The sequence below is a fragment of the Streptomyces sp. NPDC050147 genome (assembly GCF_040660195.1).
In the GTDB taxonomy this organism is placed as follows: Bacteria; Actinomycetota; Actinomycetes; order Streptomycetales; family Streptomycetaceae; genus Streptomyces.
In genome coordinates, this window is sequence record NZ_JBFALJ010000002.1 from 222842 (window position 1) to 238416 (window position 15575).

18 protein-coding genes are annotated in these 15575 nt (G+C 69.7%); 10 read left to right on the plus strand and 8 right to left on the minus strand.

Annotation, left to right across the window (positions count from 1 at the left end):
* Positions 1-9 precede the first annotated feature (9 nt).
* The 5 genes from AB0I94_RS04675 to AB0I94_RS04695 all read left to right on the plus strand — a co-directional run bounded on the left by AB0I94_RS04675 (position 10) and on the right by AB0I94_RS04695 (position 5528).
* Positions 10-1107 carry a histidinol-phosphate transaminase gene (locus AB0I94_RS04675; RefSeq protein ID WP_363307947.1) on the plus strand — a complete coding sequence of 366 codons (1098 nt, stop codon included), beginning with the start codon at positions 10-12 and terminating at the stop codon, positions 1105-1107.
* 41 nt (positions 1108-1148) lie between these two features.
* Positions 1149-2987 (plus strand): acyl-CoA dehydrogenase, encoded by a 1839-nt coding sequence (locus AB0I94_RS04680; protein WP_363307948.1) that lies wholly within the window; start codon positions 1149-1151, stop codon positions 2985-2987.
* A gap of 63 nt (positions 2988-3050) precedes the next feature.
* Positions 3051-3692 carry a hemerythrin domain-containing protein gene (locus tag AB0I94_RS04685; RefSeq protein ID WP_363307949.1) on the plus strand — a complete coding sequence of 214 codons (642 nt, stop codon included), beginning with the start codon at positions 3051-3053 and terminating at the stop codon, positions 3690-3692.
* A gap of 175 nt (positions 3693-3867) precedes the next feature.
* Entirely contained in the window at positions 3868-4530 is a 663-nt protein-coding gene (locus AB0I94_RS04690; RefSeq protein WP_363307950.1) for a DUF6875 domain-containing protein, read from the plus strand.
* Entirely contained in the window at positions 4527-5528 is a 1002-nt protein-coding gene (locus tag AB0I94_RS04695) for a beta-ketoacyl-ACP synthase III (protein WP_363307951.1), read from the plus strand. Before AB0I94_RS04690 ends, AB0I94_RS04695 begins: the two co-directional genes overlap by 4 nt.
* A gap of 95 nt (positions 5529-5623) precedes the next feature.
* Here the strand turns inward: AB0I94_RS04695 and AB0I94_RS04700 are convergent, their stop codons facing one another.
* Positions 5624-5905 (minus strand): hypothetical protein, encoded by a 282-nt coding sequence (locus AB0I94_RS04700; protein WP_363307952.1) that lies wholly within the window; start codon positions 5903-5905, stop codon positions 5624-5626.
* Positions 5906-6162: 257 nt separating this feature from the next.
* The gene (locus AB0I94_RS04705) at positions 6163-6447 is read right to left on the minus strand and encodes a hypothetical protein (RefSeq protein WP_363307953.1); all 285 of its coding nucleotides are present in this window, start codon (positions 6445-6447) and stop codon (positions 6163-6165) included.
* A 287-nt stretch (positions 6448-6734) separates the two neighbouring features.
* Here AB0I94_RS04705 and AB0I94_RS04710 point away from each other — a divergent pair, with 287 nt between their 5' ends.
* Positions 6735-7022 carry a hypothetical protein gene (locus AB0I94_RS04710; protein WP_363307954.1) on the plus strand — a complete coding sequence of 96 codons (288 nt, stop codon included), beginning with the start codon at positions 6735-6737 and terminating at the stop codon, positions 7020-7022.
* A 125-nt stretch (positions 7023-7147) separates the two neighbouring features.
* Here AB0I94_RS04710 and AB0I94_RS04715 read toward each other — a convergent pair whose 3' ends face one another.
* On the minus strand, positions 7148-7657 hold the full coding sequence (locus AB0I94_RS04715; RefSeq protein WP_363307955.1) for a DUF5949 family protein: 510 nt from the start codon (positions 7655-7657) through the stop codon (positions 7148-7150).
* A gap of 215 nt (positions 7658-7872) precedes the next feature.
* On the opposite strand from AB0I94_RS04715, the gene AB0I94_RS04720 reads away from it, so the two are divergent.
* Complete coding sequence (locus AB0I94_RS04720) at positions 7873-8145, plus strand: chaplin (protein WP_363307956.1); 273 nt, start codon at positions 7873-7875, stop codon at positions 8143-8145.
* 89 nt (positions 8146-8234) lie between these two features.
* Here AB0I94_RS04720 and AB0I94_RS04725 read toward each other — a convergent pair whose 3' ends face one another.
* The 5 genes from AB0I94_RS04725 to AB0I94_RS04745 all read right to left on the minus strand — a co-directional run bounded on the left by AB0I94_RS04725 (position 8235) and on the right by AB0I94_RS04745 (position 11630).
* The gene (locus tag AB0I94_RS04725; RefSeq protein ID WP_363307957.1) at positions 8235-9107 is read right to left on the minus strand and encodes a tyrosinase family protein; all 873 of its coding nucleotides are present in this window, start codon (positions 9105-9107) and stop codon (positions 8235-8237) included.
* 38 nt (positions 9108-9145) lie between these two features.
* The gene (locus AB0I94_RS04730) at positions 9146-9505 is read right to left on the minus strand and encodes a tyrosinase family oxidase copper chaperone (RefSeq protein WP_363308296.1); all 360 of its coding nucleotides are present in this window, start codon (positions 9503-9505) and stop codon (positions 9146-9148) included.
* A gap of 98 nt (positions 9506-9603) precedes the next feature.
* Entirely contained in the window at positions 9604-10266 is a 663-nt protein-coding gene (locus AB0I94_RS04735) for a vitamin K epoxide reductase family protein (RefSeq protein WP_363307958.1), read from the minus strand.
* 156 nt (positions 10267-10422) lie between these two features.
* A complete protein-coding gene (locus tag AB0I94_RS04740; protein WP_363307959.1) occupies positions 10423-10698 on the minus strand; it encodes a hypothetical protein in 276 nt (91 codons plus the stop codon).
* A 215-nt stretch (positions 10699-10913) separates the two neighbouring features.
* Positions 10914-11630, minus strand: coding sequence for a hypothetical protein (locus tag AB0I94_RS04745; RefSeq protein WP_363307960.1), 717 nt, complete (start codon positions 11628-11630; stop codon positions 10914-10916).
* A gap of 272 nt (positions 11631-11902) precedes the next feature.
* Between AB0I94_RS04745 and AB0I94_RS04750 the strand changes: the two genes are divergently transcribed.
* The 3 genes from AB0I94_RS04750 to AB0I94_RS04760 are packed head-to-tail and all read left to right on the plus strand — an operon-like array spanning position 11903 to position 15567.
* Positions 11903-12904: a DUF3344 domain-containing protein gene (locus AB0I94_RS04750; protein ID WP_363307961.1), complete on the plus strand. Its 1002-nt coding sequence runs from the start codon at positions 11903-11905 to the stop codon at positions 12902-12904.
* 33 nt (positions 12905-12937) lie between these two features.
* Positions 12938-14092, plus strand: a complete 1155-nt coding sequence (locus tag AB0I94_RS04755; RefSeq protein ID WP_363307962.1) for a glycosyltransferase — start codon at positions 12938-12940, stop codon at positions 14090-14092.
* Positions 14089-15567, plus strand: coding sequence for a sugar transferase (locus AB0I94_RS04760; RefSeq protein WP_363307963.1), 1479 nt, complete (start codon positions 14089-14091; stop codon positions 15565-15567). Before AB0I94_RS04755 ends, AB0I94_RS04760 begins: the two co-directional genes overlap by 4 nt.
* Positions 15568-15575 lie beyond the last annotated feature (8 nt).

Here is a 15575-nt window from a genome sequence, read left to right on the forward strand (position 1 = left end):
GGGATCCACATGCCTCAGGTCCAGGCACCACCGCCGGGCTTCTTCGCCGACACCGAGATCGTCGGCAAGGAGGACCATCTGCGACTGCACCTCAACGAGAACCCGTACGGCCCGCCGCCCGGAACCGTCGACGCCGTGCGGGCGGAGGCGGCGAGCTACCTCAACCGATACCCCGACAGCGAGTGCGGGGAGCTCCGCGGGAGGCTGGCCGCCCACTTCGGGGTCACCCCCGACATGATCGCGGTCGGCAACGGCACCGATGAGCTGGTCCTGGTCACCTCGATGGCGTTCCTGCGCGAGCCCGGCGCCTCGGTCGTCACCACCGCCACCACCTTCCCCGGTTACGTGGTGTCCGCCGCGGCCGTCGGCGCGCGGGCCCACACGGTCCCGCTGCGCGGCGCCTCGATCCCGGTCGACGGGGTCGTGGCCGAGATGGAGCGGGGCGCCGAACTCGCCTTCGTCTGCAACCCGCTCAACCCGACCGGAGCGGTGCTCGACCAGGCCGCCGTGACGGAGCTGATCGATGCCGCGGAGCGCAGCGGAACGGTCCTCGTCTTCGACGAGGCGTACATGGACTTCGCGGGACCGGCCCACGAGTTCGCCCTGGACGCGGTGCGCGAGGGCCGCCGTGTCCTGGTGACCCGCACCTTCTCCAAGGCATGGGGACTCGCCTCGGTCCGCATGGGCTTCGTCATAGGCCCCCAGGACCTCGTCCAGCGGATCAACACGGTCGCGGGCGCCCTGCCCTTCAACGTCAACCGGCCGGCACAGCGGGCCGTGCTGCGCGCCCTCGAACAGCCCGAACACATCGACCGGGTACGCGCGGACAACGCACGGGCCAGGGAACTGCTCTGCAAGTCTCTGGACACCCTGAACATCGAACACGCCCCCTCCGTCGCCAACTTCGTGATGGTCAAAGTGCCGGGGGAGGGAGCGGCCCCGGGCGACAGCGTCGGGTTCGCGGCCCGGCTCGCCGCCGAGCACCGCATCTTCGTGCGCAACCTCGACGTGCTCGGGCTCCCCGGCTATCTGCGGATCTCCGTCGGGACCGTGGACGAGGTCGAGCGCCTGGCCACGGCGCTGGCCGCCCTGCTCGGGCACCACTGACCACCACCCGTGATCGCCGCGAAGGAGCGAGGAAGCGCGCCATGAGCCATTACAAGTCGAACCTGCGGGACCTGGAGTTCAACCTCTTCGAGGTCCTCGGCCGCGACCGGACGTACGGCAGGGGAGCCTTCGAGGCGACGGGCCGTGACACCGCCCGCTCCATCCTGGCCGAGGTGGAGCGGCTCGCCGTGCACGAACTGGCGGACCCCTTCGTCGAAGCCGACCGCACCCCGCCGCGCTACGACCCGGCGACCTGCTCGGTCACGCTGCCCGACTCCTTCAAGCAGGCGTACCGCACCTGGATGGAGTCTGGCTGGCACCTGCTCGACCTGCCGTCCCGCCTGGGCGGCGCCGACATCCCGCCGTCCTTGCGCTGGGCCGTCGCCGAACTCGCGCTCGGCGCCAACCCCTCCCTCTACCTCTACCAAGGACTCGCGGGCTTCGCGAAGATCCTCGACCGGCTCGGCACCCCGGAACAACGCGAGCTCGCCCGCCTCATGGTCGACCGGCAGTGGGGCGCCACCATGGTCCTCACCGAGCCGGACGCGGGCAGCGACGTGGGTGCCTGCCGGACCAAGGCGGTCCGGCAGGCGGACGGCAGCTGGCACATCGAGGGCGTCAAGCGCTTCATCACCTCCGGCGAGCACGACCTGGCCGAGAACATCGTCCACTTCGTACTCGCGCGGCCCGAGGGCCACAAGCCGGGCACGAAGGGCCTCTCGCTCTTCCTGGTGCCGAAATTCCACGTCGCCGACGTCTCCACGGGCCGCCTCGGCGGGCGCAACGGCGTGTTCGCCACCGCCCTCGAGGAGAAGATGGGCCTGAAGTCCTCGGCCACCTGCGAGCTCACGTTCGGCGCCGGGCAGCCGGCCGTCGGCGTACTCCTCGGCGAGGTCCACGACGGCATACGGCAGATGTTCCAGGTCATCGAGCAGGCCCGGATGATCGTCGGCACGAAGTCGGCGGCCACCCTGTCCACCGGCTACCTCAACGCGGTCGCGTACGCCAAGGAACGCCTCCAGGGCACGGACCTGGCGGCCTTCGGCGACAAGGCCGCACCGAAGGTCCCCCTCACCCGCCACCCCGAGGTCAGGCGCTCCCTGCTCCTCCAGAAGGGGTACGCCGAGGGCCTGCGCGCCCTGGTGCTCCACACCGCGACGGTGCAGGACCGGATCGCGCAGGCCGAGGCCTCGGGCAGCGTGGACGAGGAGGCGAAGGCACTCAACGACCTGCTCCTGCCGATCGTCAAGGGCTACAGCTCGGAGCGCGCCTGCGAGCAGCTCAACCATGCCCTGCAGATCTTCGGCGGCGCCGGCTACCTCAAGGACTTCCCGCTGGAGCAGTACATCCGCGACACCAAGATCGACACGTTGTACGAGGGAACCACCGCGATCCAGGGCCTCGACTTCTTCTTCCGCAAGGTCGCGAAGGACCAGGGCGCCGCGCTCGGTGCGCTGCTGACCGAGGTGGAGAAGACGGCACTCACCGAGGCGGGCTCGGAACTCACGCAGGCGCACGCCCAGTTGGCGGATGCTGTCACGCAGCTGCGGGCCATCGTCGACGTCATGGGCGGGCACCTGCTGCGGTCCTTCGAGGAATCCACAGCGATGTACCAGGTCGGACGGAACACGACCAGGCTCCTGATGGCGGCCGGCGACGTACTCCTCGGCTGGCTCCTGCTCCGGCAGGCAACGGTGGCCGAGTCGAAACTGGCGGAGCGGCCGGATGGCCTGAACGCCCCCGACGCGGCGTTCTACCGAGGCAAGATCGCAACAGCCAGGTTCTTCGCCCAGGAGGTGCTTCCGCTGCTGACCGCAGAGCGTCGTGTCGCGGAGCAGACGGACACGGTGCTCATGACCGTGCCGGACGAGGCCTGGTGAACCGAAGTGCCCGGCGCGCGCACACCTGTACCGCTCGCCGTTGACCTGTAAGGAGCGACATTCATGACCGAGTCCATCGCCCACCTGCCCTCGGGCCACCAGACGATGCTGCTGGCCCACCGTGCCATGGTGCGCGACCTAGACCGCGTGGCCCGCAGCGCCGAGCAGCTGGCCCGTACGCCCGACGCCGCACAGGCCGCCGCCCTCCTCGACTACGTGGACAAGCTGTTCCAGGTGATCGAGCACCACCACGAGGGCGAGGACGACTTCCTCTGGCCGCGCCTGCGTGAACTGGGCGCCGACCAGGAGGCCTTGGCCCTGATGACCGCCGAGCACGAAGAGCTGGCGAAGGTCCTGCACACCTGGCACGAGACGAGCAAACGCCTGGGCACGGACCCAGCGGTCGCGACGGAACTGGCCAAACGCACGGAGGAGGTGCGCGAACAGCTTGCCGGGCACGCGGGCGACGAGGAGCGCGAGCTCCTCGGCCGCCTCGCCCCAGCCCTCGGCAAGCAGATCTGGAAGGGCTTCGCGACCCACATGCGCAAGACCGCACCCGGCTGGACACTGCGCTTCATGCCGGCGTGGCTGCTGTCCGTGGCCGGGCCGGGGGAGCAGGGCGGCGTCGCGGCCGCGCCGATCGGCAAGCTGTTCAGCGGCTGGCTCGAGAAGCGTCAGCGCGCCGCCTTCGGCGACAACTACTGAGTTCCACCGGACCGCCGCGCGACCGGACGAGCAACGCCCTGAGATGAGTTGACCGGCCAAGACCAACAACTGCCCGAGCTGAACCGCTGAGTCGCGTAGCGACCTCAACACCCCTCTGCGTCACGCGAGTCCGGGTGGCGGTTCAGTGCGTCCTGAATTCACGGAGGGAACCCTCATGAGTCCGTCGGTATCGGCCGTCACTCCGCAGTACGGGAGGGCGGACACACCAGACCGCTCGGCCGCATCGCCCCTGGAACGGGGGCGGCAGTGGATAGAAGAGTTCATCATGCGTCCGCACGAGCGTATCAACCGGGAGGGCGCCGTCTGCCCGTTCGTCGAATCCTCGATGAAGGCGCAGAGCTTCCGCATCGAGGAGTGGCAGGTCGACCCGGGGACCGACGCCGAGGGAATGGTGGGCCTCGTGCGCCGGATGGCCGAGGCCTTCGAGGGCACACGGTGGGAGGGCCGCAACCGCGTCCTGCACACCCTGGTCCTCGTCCTGACGGGACTGCCCGAGGGCAGCCACCGCCTGCTCGACGAGGCGCACGCGCTCGCCAAGCCCGAACTCGTGGGCCGCGGTCTGATGCTGGCGCAGTTCCACCCGGAGTGCGACGAACGGGCCGCCCGCAACCCGGAGTTCGAGGTCTCACGTTCACCGGTGCCGATGCTGGCCATGCGCTGGATGGCCTTCCACGACGTACTGTTCCTCGACTCGGACCCCGAGTGGTTCGCCGCCTACGAGGAGCGGTACGGCGGCAGGCACGAGCGGGGCTCGGTCGCCGACCCGCTGTTCGCCGAGGCCTTCGCCGAGGCGCGGGGCAAGTGGGGCACCACGTGAGCCCGGCACTGAGCACGTCCCAGGGGGCCCGCTACGCACGGATCATGGGTGTGGGAACGTACCGCCCACACCGGATCGTCGACAACGAAGAGGCCAGCAGCCTCATCGACTCGTCGGACGAGTGGATCCGCGCCCGCACGGGAATCCGCACCCGGCGCTGGGCGGGACCCGACGAGACCCTGGCGGTGATGGCCGAGGAGGCCGCGGCCAAGGCCGTCGCGGCGGCGGGCATCACGCCGGCCGACATCACCTGCGTCATCGCCGCGACCTTCACCTACCTCAAGCAGACTCCGGCCGTGGCGACGGAGATCGCGCACCGCGTCGGGGCGCGGGGCGCGGCGGCCTTCGACCTGTCGGCGGGCTGCGCCGGGTTCGTGCACGGAGTGGTGCTCGCGGCGGACGCGGTCCGCAGCCGCGGCGGCCATGTCCTGGTCGTCGGCGTCGAGCGGATGACCGACCTGCTGAACCTCAAGGACCGCTCGACCGCGTTCATCTTCGGGGACGGTGCGGGCGCCGTGGTGATCGGCCCGTCCGAGGTCCCCGCGATCGGTCCGGCGGTCTGGGGTTCGGACGGCTCACAGGCGGACGCGATCGAGCAGACCGCCCCGTGGGACGTGCTCAGGGATGCGCCCGGCCAGGAGTTCCCGTGGATGCGGCAGGAAGGGCAGCGGGTCTTCCGCTGGGCCGTCTACGAGATGGCCGAGGTCGCCACCCAGGCCCTGGACGCCGCGGGCCTGACCCCCGCCGACCTGGACGTCTTCATCCCGCACCAGGCCAACGTCCGCATCATCGACGCGATGGCGAAGCGCATCGGCCTGCCGCAGGGCGTGCGGGTCGCCAAGGACATCGTCACCGCGGGCAACACCTCGGGCGCTTCCATCCCGCTCGCCATGGACGCCGTGCTCGCCTCTGGCGAGGCCAAGCCTGGTGACACGGCCCTGCTGCTCGGCTACGGCGCCGGCCTGTCGTACGCGTCGGTCGTGGCCACCATGCCGTAGTGCGGGGCTGAGCCCACATGAAACGCCGGGGCCGCTGTGGAGACAGCGACCCCGGGGCCGTCGTAGGACTCGCCTACTGCTGGACTGCTTCGACGTCAGTCGATCACGGCGCCAAGGATGGGCAGCGCGGGGGCGCCGGAGTCGTCGTAGACCTTCGAGTGCTGACGGATCTCGTTGCACTGGAAGGCACGCGCCTCATCCAGAACCTCGATCGTGATGACGTCGATGTCCTGGACGGTCGGGCAGATGTCACGGATGATCTCGATGTTCTGCGAGTAGTGGCCGTGCACCTCTTCGTCGGCCATGGCCGGGGTAACGGCCATTCCCGTGGCGGTCAGCGTCAGCATCGAGCCGGCGAGAATCTTCTTGGCGTTCATTCTTGTGTGCCTTCCTTGCGTCCAGTAGCTGCGACGCTTTCCGTAAGCGCCGACAGCCCCTCTAACTGTCTTGCCGTTGCCGTGGTTTCGCCCCTCAAGGTCATTCACTCTTTTGCAGCAACGGTGGCGAAACCGGCGGGCGTTTCGGCATACATGGAAAAATGGGCCCCGAGGCGCGCGGCTGTACCGTCGGCTCGGGGCCCATCTTCCCTTTATGAAAAGGTGCTCAAGAGCGCAACAACGGGCGCCCAGGAGTTCTACTTGTTCACGACCTGGCCGAGGAGCGGCAGCGCGGGGGCGGACGAGCTGTCGTGGACCTTCGAGCCCTGACGGATCTCGTTGCACTGGAAGGTGCGCGCCTCGTCCAGAACCTCGATGGTGATGACGTCGATGTCCTGAATGGTCGGGCAGACGTCGCCGATGATCTCGATGTTCTGCGAGTAGTGGCCGTGCACCTCTTCGTCGGCCATGGCCGGGGTGACAGCGATTCCGGTGGCGGTAAGCGTCAGCACGGAACCAGCAACGATCTTCTTCACACTCATGGTGTGTCTGCCTTTCTAAGCATATGTGGGCGTCTCCCAGTGAGTGCGCCAGCAAAATCAATAACGCGGCGCCCGGTGGTGATGTTCTTCCGACAGGGCAATCATCACCCGGTTGCTGCATTGATACGTTTATTGAACGTAGCGGAATCGCACTGTTGAGCGTCGCGAGGAAGCGAACGGGTGAAAGGGGTGCCGCCCGCGCAACCTCTGATTCTGTAGGCCGGTTGAGTCCGGCGTCGGCACCCAGACCGGGTGCTTTTATCATCCGGGAAGGAGCGCTCAGCGTAATGAATTCCAAGAACAAGAAGGTGCTGGCCGGGTCGATTCTGACCCTGGCGGCGACCGGCACGGTAGTCACTCCGGCCATGGCCGATGAGGATGTCCACGGTCACTACTCGCAGAGCATCGAGATCATTCGCGATGTCTGCCCGACCATTCAGGACATCGACGTCATCACCATCGAGGTCCTTGACGAGGCGCGCACCTTCCAGTGCAACGAGATCCGTCAGAAGTCCGAGGTGAAGGACGACTCTTCCGCCCCCGCGCTTCCGCTTCTGGGCGCGGTCCACCACTGAGGCTGTGACGCGAGGCTGTGACGCCCCGAGAGGCGGAGGGCTTTCCCTCCGCCTCTCGGGGCACAGTCTTTTTTGAACCGCTCACGCAGTCGGGGCGACGCATCTTCGTACGCCCCAGCCGTGAGTCAGACACGCACCCTGCGCACCGGCAGGAGGCAGCGCGCACTGGTCGGCACCAGTTGTTCGTCCGAGACGAACGCGCGCAACTGCTCCGCGCCGACCGCCTTTCCCTGAACAGCCTCCGGCCACGGGCGCGTTGCGCAGATCAGATAGGCCGTGCCGCTCTCGTAGGCCGCCTGCTGCCATTGCTGGGAGACCGGGCACTGGACATGCAGGAAGGGCAGGCTCAGTACGGCTTGTTCGGCCTCCACCAGCAGCGAGATGGAACTGCGTGTCTCCCGCGTAAGGTCGCTCACGCCGCCACCGACCGAGAGACCGGCCTTCTTCAGCTCGGCCCTCAGGGCCTCCGAGCCCGCTTCCGGCCCGTCGCGGCCGTCCCCTCGGGAACACACCAACAGGAACGGCGTCACTTGGCCGTCAGAATCGGACGCGCTTTCATTGGCCCACGGAATGATGACGAGGGTGCCCAGAAGGGAACCCTGCTGCTCTGGCTTTACGGCAGTGGAAGAGGTCATGTCCGCGGATGCTAGTGGCGCTTTCCCGGGCCTTCGGCGCGTTTACACCCGTTCGGCCGATACCCGGGACGGGGATTCCCCCGGCCGGGTAGTCCCGGCCCTTTGTGCCGTCCGGCAGGAGGGTCGCAGGCCGTTACTTGTGGCCGGTGGCGCCGTTGCAGGGACAGTACGGCCGCGTACGTGCGGCGGTACTCGTCAATTCTAAGGAGAACGTGATGTCTCGCATCGCGAAGGCAGCCGCTGTCGCTTTCGGTACGGGCGCCGTGGTGCTCAGTGGCGGCGGCATGGCCATGGCGGACGCGGGCGCCGAAGCTGCGGCCGTGGGCTCGCCCGGCGTCGTTTCGGGCAACGTCGCCCAGGTCCCCGTTCACGTCCCGGTCAACGTGTGCGGCAACACGGTGAACGTCATCGGCCTGCTGAACCCGGCGTCCGGTAACACGTGCGTCAACGCCGAAGGTGACCACGGACACGGCGGTTACGGCGGCTGACCTCCCCCGGCGGCCATGGATGACACCGTTGGCCCATGGGGGTCCTGATCGCTTCGCCTCGTCGAGCCGCCGCTCGGCGGGGCGAAGTCTCATGCGTAGCGGTAGATGCCGCGATGGCCGAGCAACTCGTCCGGCTTCGCGTCCCACGGCGGCATCGCCTCGTAGCGAGCGGCGATACGACCGTGCTGTGGGCCGTGGCCGGCCTTCGGCTGCCGCTCGGGCAGGTAGGGCGCGGAGCGGGGGTGCCGTGCCTGCCAGCGGTCCCACAGCAGGTCCACGAAGGCGTGGTTCAGCCAGAAGACGGGGTCGTTGACCGACGCACCGCCGAGCATGTGCCCGCCGACCCAGCGGTGGACGCGGTTGTGGTTGCGCCACCTGTCGTTGCCGGTGGCGGAGGTCCACCCCTCGAGCTTGTTGCGATAGCCCTCGGTGGAGGTGGAGTCCCAGGGCGGTGTGTCGTACACCGGGTCGTTCATGGCCCAGGCCAGTTGCGCCTTGGTGGGCAGCTCGATCGGGTTCCGCGGCCGACCGAAGTCGCGCATGAGGAAATCGCCGTCCGCCTCTCCCTCCTTGATGACCCAGACGCCGTTCGTGCGGGCGAACGGTCCTGTCATGACCTGCCGGTCGGAGCGCCGTCCGTTGCCGCCCATGAACCCGCCGCCCCAGAGCGAGGCACCGGGCGTCCTGTCCACCGTCCAGTCCCAGTACGGGACGGACACCGCGGGGTCCACCCGCTGCAGGGCCCGCTCGAACTCCAGGAGGAATCTGCGGTGCCAGGGGAGGAACGAGGGCGCCATGTGTGCCACCCGCAGGCCGCTGCCCCCGTCGGACACGTAGTACGTGATGTGCGTCCGGACGAACTCGTCGTACTCGCCCTTGCGTTTGAGCTCGAGCAGCGCGTTGACGAAGCGCCGCTTCTCGGCGCTGGTGAGCCGCGCCTGGTTCTTGCGGATGTAGGCCACTCGGGGTCGCTCCTGGGTCCGATGTGGCGGGGCAGAGGTCAGGCGCCGCTACCGCGCAGCCTGCGGCCGGGGCCGAGTTCGTCCACTGCCCTGCGGGTTGCGATGAGGGGCGTCGGATACGACTGGTAGTGGTCGATCATGCTCAGATAGCCGCCGTCGGCGCGCCGCATGAGGTGCAGCGGGCGCCCGTCGACGGTGATGTCCCAGGCGGCGCCCGCGTGTTGATGTCCCGCGGCGGCTCTCGACCCGCGAAGGTGGCGGCCCTCGTAGATCTCGTCGAAAGCCCCGTCACCGACGTCGTCGGCCGGCGGGTGCTTTGCCGGGTGTCGGGACCACCACTGGAGGGCGGCCTGCGCCGACACGGCGGCGACGGCGACTCCGATGAGGTTGCGCGTCATGGCCCGGCGCGTGAACCGTCCCGCGCCCTGGCCGCCGCCCGCTGCTCGTTCGACCACTGAGGATGTCTCCTTGCGCGTGATGCCCGGTTCTGCCGCTGTCAGCTGGTCCAGAAGTCCCACCAGCGCGTGAGGATCAGCATGCCGATGATGCCGATGTGCAGCACCGGAAGGACCCAGGTGAACTCGCTGAAGAACGTACGCAGCCAGGAGGGCGCGGGCAGGAAGCCGTTGCGCACGTTGAACGACGTGACGTACCAGAACATGATGATCGTGGCGACCCAGGCCAGGCAGCACCACAGGCACAGCGAGTTGATCTCGTACAGCGACTGGTACTGCAGCCACGTGCAGAAGCCGACGCCGAAGAGCGTGCCCGCGTTCAGCGTCAGCCAGTACCACCGCGGGAAGCGCGCACGGCCCAGCAGGCTCATCCCGACGCAGATCACGGCCGCGTACGCCGCGAGACCCAGCATCGGGTTCGGGAACCCGAAGACCGACGCCTGCTCACTCGTCATGATGTTGCCGCAGGAGACCACCGGGTTGAGGCTGCACCCCGGAGTGAAGTCCGGGTCCTGAAGGAGCTTGAACTTGTCCAGCGTGATGACCCACGCCGCGAGCAGCCCCGCGGCACCCGTGATCACCAGAAGCAGCGCGAACGCACGGCTCCCTTCGGCGCCGTCCGCTGGAGCGGCCACGCCCCTCGCGGGGGCTTCGTGCTTACGGGGGAGCTCACGGGGGTCGAGCAAAGGCGTCTTGGTGTGCATCGCTGCAGTCCTCACGGCAGTGGCAGAGGCGGGAAACAACTGAGGGCCGTTTCCGCAGAACGCGCTGCGGAAACGGCCCTTACTGCCATTCGCCGTCTGCTCGTGGCAGCAGCCCTGCGGGAAGTCATTGGTTGCCGACAGCGGCAAGGAAGAGTTCTACTTCCCGAGGGGAAGCCCGCCGATAAGTTTGCCCGCGCCGCCCTGCTGGTGCAGGCCCTTCGCGGCATCCGCCACGGCCTTGACGACCGGATCCTTCTTCTCGCTTTCACGGGTGTTGGCGGCGAGCGGGGATGCCTCGGAGGTCGCCGACTTGCCGCTGATCGTGTCCAGCGCACCGTTCAGGTTGTTGAGGTCGGCGGCAAAGGCGGGCGCGGCGGCACCAGCGAGGACCATGGATCCGGCAACAACGGCGGCAGCCTTCAGGGGCTTCATCGTGTTCCTTTCGTGGGCGACGGGGCGGTCGCCAGAGGGGGTTTTCACTTCGCCGTGGCTAACGAGCACCGTGTGCGGCGGAAACTCTGTACGGCGGAAATTCCCGGAACCCACCCGAACGAAGACGGTGTCTCATTCTCGTATGAGATGGACACGTGAGAAATCCGTCGCGCCGCCCGGAAGAGCGACGCGACGGGTGCTGCCCTGACAGGGCCTCAGGACAGCGCGGACTCCTCGGCGACGCCGTCCTCCTGCGGCAGCTCCGGCAGCTCCGGCAGCCCCGGCAGTTCCGGCAGCCCCGGCGTCTCCGGCATGGACGGCAGTCCCGCCAGGCTGGGGGCCGGGAGGTCTCCGCCGACGAGCGTGGCGGCGAGAAGGTTGACGAGGCCGGTGACCACGCCCGGCACCGTGCCTGTTCCCGCGTCTGTGTCCTCACCTGTTCCCGCGTCTGTTTCCTCATCCGACACGACGCCTGACCCCGCGCCTGGCACCGCGGTGTCGCCGCCGATGGTGGCCGCCTTGAGCAGGGCGTCGACCGAGGCCAACACCGCGTCGAGAACGCCGGCCTTCGGGTCGGCCGCCGGCGTGTCGTCGTCCGGCAGTGTCTTAGGGGCCCCGGCCGAGGCCTTCCTGATGGCCTCCTTCGCCGGGGCGGCGAGCTTCTCGGCCTCCTCGGCGGGCAGCCGGCCCTGGTCGGCCTCCAGGACCGCGGTGAGCAGATCGGTGACGGGGGTGAGCACGCCACCGGCCTCGCGCAGGGTCTCGACCTGGGCGAGCAGTGCGGCCGTCTCGGAGTCCGGCGCGCGGGGCGCCTCCTGGGCGCTGCCACGGGGGGAGTCGCTCTCGGCAGCGGCCACGGGCCCGGCCGTCCCGACGAGGAGTGAGGCACAGAGGACGGTGGTCGCGATACGCCGTACGGGCAGAGCGCGCATGAAGTTTCCCTTCGACGATGTGTCGGATCTTGTGTTAACCGTGAAAGCGGTGGGCACCGACCGCAACCAAGCGGCTGCCATTCGGGGACATGGCGGCCGTACACGGGTCCGACACACTTGTCAGCCTTCATGGATTAATGCGGAAAGCGGCTAGTGTTGCCCTCTCCTGAAGCCATTTGAATGAACAAGTGCGGGAAGTTACGAGTCGAGTGTGACTGTCGCATTTAATCTCCCTTCTGGTTCGGACCTTTCCCGAAAGGGCAACGCCGGTCATGCGTAATTCCCTGGGCTCCCTTCCGCGTCGCGTGACGCTGTGCGCCCTCTTCCTCGCGGTCGTCGCCCCGCCGGGCGGCCCCGCCGTGGCCGCGCCCCCAGCCGCCGAAGCGGCGAGCATCGAGTTCGCGCAGCGCTATCACGCCCTCCAGCACGGCGGGATCACCCGCGCGGCCAACACGGTCATCACGTGCCGGAAGCCGGTAGCCGACCGCGCGAACTCCAGCCGCGGAGAGGTCCGGCTCCCATCGGGCTCCCGGGTCTCCTACGCGCGTCTGTACTGGGGCGGCAATCTCCGCGTCGGTGAGCAGAAGCGGCCCGGGGACAACGGCCGAGTCCTCATCGCCGAACAGGGTGGCAGCTACCGGCAGGTGCGGGCCGACACCCTCGTCGGGCACCGCACGGCCAACGGGGCGGACGCCTTCCAGGCATCGGCCGACGTCACGCCCCTCGTCAGGACCAGCGGCGCGGGGCTCTACACCGTCGCGCAGGTCAACGTGGCACGGGGGCACTCCGAGGCCGGCGCGTGGGGTGGCTGGACACTGGTCGTCGCGTACGAGGACGAGGCCGCGCCGCTGCGGCACCTGGCCGTGTGGGACGGCTTCGACTCCTTCGACGCACGCGGGCGCAGCCGTGCGGTCCGCCTGGGCGGCATGCCCGTTCCGGCCCGCGCGAAGGGCAGCGTGGGCATGGTCACGTACAACGGCGACCGTGGCACGACCGGCGACACGCTCACCGTGTCGACCGACCGGGGCAGGCCCGTGCGGCTCTCCGACGCGGCGAACCCCGCCCGCGACGTCATGAACTCGACCATCAGCGAGCCGGGCAGGCAGAGCGCGAGGACGCCCGCGTACGCCAACACGCTCGGATACGACTCCGACATCTTCCCCCTCGACGGGGGCCCCAAGGCCGAGCGAGAGGGCCTGCTCATCCGACTCGCCTCGCAGCGAGAGTCCGCGTGGGCCGGTGTGCTCTTCGCCGCTGTGGACGCGAAGCGGTAGCGCACCACCTTCCCCCTGAGCAAGGCGCCGTGCATGCAACTGTCACCGAATGACCCCCGGCTGAGCGTCCTTCATGTCGCCCAGCCCGTCGACGGCGGAGTGGCCCGCGTGGTCACCGACCTGGTGAAGTCCCAGCTGTCCACCGGGATGCGGGTGGACGTGGCATGTCCGGACAGCGGCCGGCTGCCGGATGCCGTGCGCGGCCTGGGACGCGCCCCCCACCGGTGGCCGGCGACCCGCGCCCCGGGGCCGGGGCTGCCGGGCGAGGTGCGGCGCCTGGCCCGCATCGTCGAGGAGCTGCGGCCCGACGTCGTGCACGCGCACAGCGCCAAGGCCGGGCTCGCCGCACGGCTCGCCCTGCGCGGCAAGGCGCCCACGGTGTTCCAGCCGCACGCCTGGTCCTTCGAGGCCGTCGGCGGCGTGACCGCGCGGCTCGCCCGGCGCTGGGAGCGCTTCGGGGCCCGCTGGGCGACGCACGTCGTCTGCGTCAGCGAGGCGGAGCGGCTCACCGGGCAGCGCTCCGGCATCGACGCGCGCTGGTCCGTCATCCCGAACGGCGTGGACGTCGAGCGCTTCCGTCCCGTGGCCGCGCACGCGGCGCGCACCGCCCTGGGGCTGGCACAGGAAGAGTCTCTGGTGGTGTGCGTGGGGCGGCTGTGCCGGCAGAAGGGACAGGACGTCCTGCTGCGGGCCTGGACCGCGGTCGCCGAGCGGATGCCGCTCGCCCGGCTCGTCCTCGTCGGAGACGGACCCGACGAGGACGGGCTGCGCGAACGCGCGCCCGCATCCGTGCGGTTCGTCGGAGGAGTCCAGGACGCCACCCCCTGGTACCAGGCGGCCGACCTCGTGGTCCTGCCCTCCCGGTGGGAGGGCATGGCACTCGTACCCCTGGAGGCGATGGCCTGTGCCCGGCCCGTGGTCGTCACCGACGTGGACGGCGCGCGCGAGAGCCTGCCACCCGGACTCGCGCCCCACGGCCTGGTCCCCCCGGAGGACCCCGCGGCACTGGCGCGTGCCCTCGTCGCGCTGCTCGGCGATCCGCCCCTGCGTGAAGCCCTCGGCCGTGCGGCGCACCGCCACGTATCGAACACCCACGATGTGCGGCACACCGCGGACGCTGTCGCGGCCGTGTACCGCGAACTCCTTGGCGTGGGGCCCATCAAGTGCAGGGAGTCCATCAACCCGTGAGTGCGGAACGAACCGTCGCCCCTGCCGCGCAGCCACGGGCGGCCGACCATGCCATCACCACCGCCTCGGTCATCCCTCCCCGCGGGAGCGGGAGCGGCCGCAGGACAAGCATCAAATGGAGGGCTTCGGCACGCCGTTCCTCGGCCCTGCCCCTGCTCGCCGTCGACTGCAGCGCCGCCCTCCTGGCAACCGTGCTGCTCACCGATCCGCAGCGCCACCCCCTTCTGGTGGCCCTGCTGCTCGCCGCAGTGACCGGCCTCAACGCGCGCGCCGCGCTGTACCGCCCGACCGCCGTGCCCTTCGCCCTCGACGAACTCCCTTCGCTGGCCTGGCAGGCCCTGATGAGCTGGTGCGCCGCAGGGCTCCTGGCCGCGAGCGCCGCCGCCTTGAGCCCGCTCTCCCTCACCACCCTGTGCACGGCGGCGGCGCTCCAGAGCGTGCTGTGCTGCGCGGGCCGCGGCGCCCTGTACTGGTGGGCACGGAGAGCGGCGCTCCGGCAGCCGCGCCCGGCCCTGGTGGTCGGTCCCGGCGCCGTCGCGCGGCGCGTGGCGGAGGCGGTCCTGCGCCATCCGCAGGCCGGGGTGCGGCCCGTGGGCATCGTGGGGGACGCGCCCGCCGAGCGCACCGAGTCCGAGGGCGCCGAACTGCCGGTGCTCTCCACCATCGAGGAGCTGCGCCGCGCGGTCATCCAGAACGCCGTACGCACCGTCCTGGTCGCCGGGCCGACGCCGGGTCCCGAGCAGATCGAGTGGCTGCGGACGCTGAGCGGTTCGGGCTGCGACGTGTGGGCGGTCGACGCGACGCAGCCGCCGGGCTACGACGCGCCGGGGCGCCAGGCGAGATCCGGGCGGCTCGCGGGGTTCCCGTGCCGGCCGCTCGTGCCCGTGCGGCGCAGGCACTTCAGCGTCACCAAGCGCGCCCTGGACCTTGTCACCTCGGGGGTCCTGCTGCTGCTCATCAGCCCCCTGCTCCTCGCGTGCGCCGCTGTGCTGCGGGCCACCGACGGCCCCGGAGTGATCTTCCGTCAGGAGCGCATCGGCAAGGACGGGCGGCCGTTCACCCTGCTGAAGTTCCGCACCCACCGCCCCGCCGACCCGCACGAGGCCGCGACCCGGTGGAGCGTCGCGGGCGAGCAGCAGATGAGCCGGTTCTGCCAGTTCCTGCGCCGTACGTCCCTGGACGAGCTTCCCCAGCTGTGGAACGTCTTCCTCGGCGACATGAGCCTGGTCGGCCCGCGGCCCGAACGCCCCTACTTCGTCGGCAAGTTCAGCCAGACCTATCCCGGTTACGGGGAGCGCCACCGCATGCCGACCGGCATCACCGGGCTCGCCCAGATCCAGGGACTGCGGGGCGACACCTCGATCGAGGACCGGTGCCGGTTCGACAACGCCTACATCGACAGCTGGTCGTTCTGGCAGGACCTCTGCATCCTGCTGCGCACCGCCGCCTCCCTCGTACGTCCGACGGGGAGCTGACCCGCGTG

Coding starts and splice junctions, on each gene's coding strand:
- AB0I94_RS04680 (WP_363307948.1), top strand. CDS start 1,149: ATGAGCCATTACAAGTCGAACCTGCGGGACCTGGAGTTCAACCTCTTC.
- AB0I94_RS04730 (WP_363308296.1), bottom strand. CDS start 9,505: ATGACGCGCAACCTCATCGGAGTCGCCGTCGCCGCCGTGTCGGCGCAG.
- AB0I94_RS04685 (WP_363307949.1), top strand. CDS start 3,051: ATGACCGAGTCCATCGCCCACCTGCCCTCGGGCCACCAGACGATGCTG.
- AB0I94_RS04705 (WP_363307953.1), bottom strand. CDS start 6,447: ATGAGTGTGAAGAAGATCGTTGCTGGTTCCGTGCTGACGCTTACCGCC.
- AB0I94_RS04715 (WP_363307955.1), bottom strand. CDS start 7,657: ATGACCTCTTCCACTGCCGTAAAGCCAGAGCAGCAGGGTTCCCTTCTG.
- AB0I94_RS04690 (WP_363307950.1), top strand. CDS start 3,868: ATGAGTCCGTCGGTATCGGCCGTCACTCCGCAGTACGGGAGGGCGGAC.
- AB0I94_RS04755 (WP_363307962.1), top strand. CDS start 12,938: ATGCAACTGTCACCGAATGACCCCCGGCTGAGCGTCCTTCATGTCGCC.
- AB0I94_RS04700 (WP_363307952.1), bottom strand. CDS start 5,905: ATGAACGCCAAGAAGATTCTCGCCGGCTCGATGCTGACGCTGACCGCC.
- AB0I94_RS04720 (WP_363307956.1), top strand. CDS start 7,873: ATGTCTCGCATCGCGAAGGCAGCCGCTGTCGCTTTCGGTACGGGCGCC.
- AB0I94_RS04735 (WP_363307958.1), bottom strand. CDS start 10,266: ATGCACACCAAGACGCCTTTGCTCGACCCCCGTGAGCTCCCCCGTAAG.
- AB0I94_RS04710 (WP_363307954.1), top strand. CDS start 6,735: ATGAATTCCAAGAACAAGAAGGTGCTGGCCGGGTCGATTCTGACCCTG.
- AB0I94_RS04745 (WP_363307960.1), bottom strand. CDS start 11,630: ATGCGCGCTCTGCCCGTACGGCGTATCGCGACCACCGTCCTCTGTGCC.
- AB0I94_RS04750 (WP_363307961.1), top strand. CDS start 11,903: ATGCGTAATTCCCTGGGCTCCCTTCCGCGTCGCGTGACGCTGTGCGCC.
- AB0I94_RS04740 (WP_363307959.1), bottom strand. CDS start 10,698: ATGAAGCCCCTGAAGGCTGCCGCCGTTGTTGCCGGATCCATGGTCCTC.
- AB0I94_RS04675 (WP_363307947.1), top strand. CDS start 10: ATGCCTCAGGTCCAGGCACCACCGCCGGGCTTCTTCGCCGACACCGAG.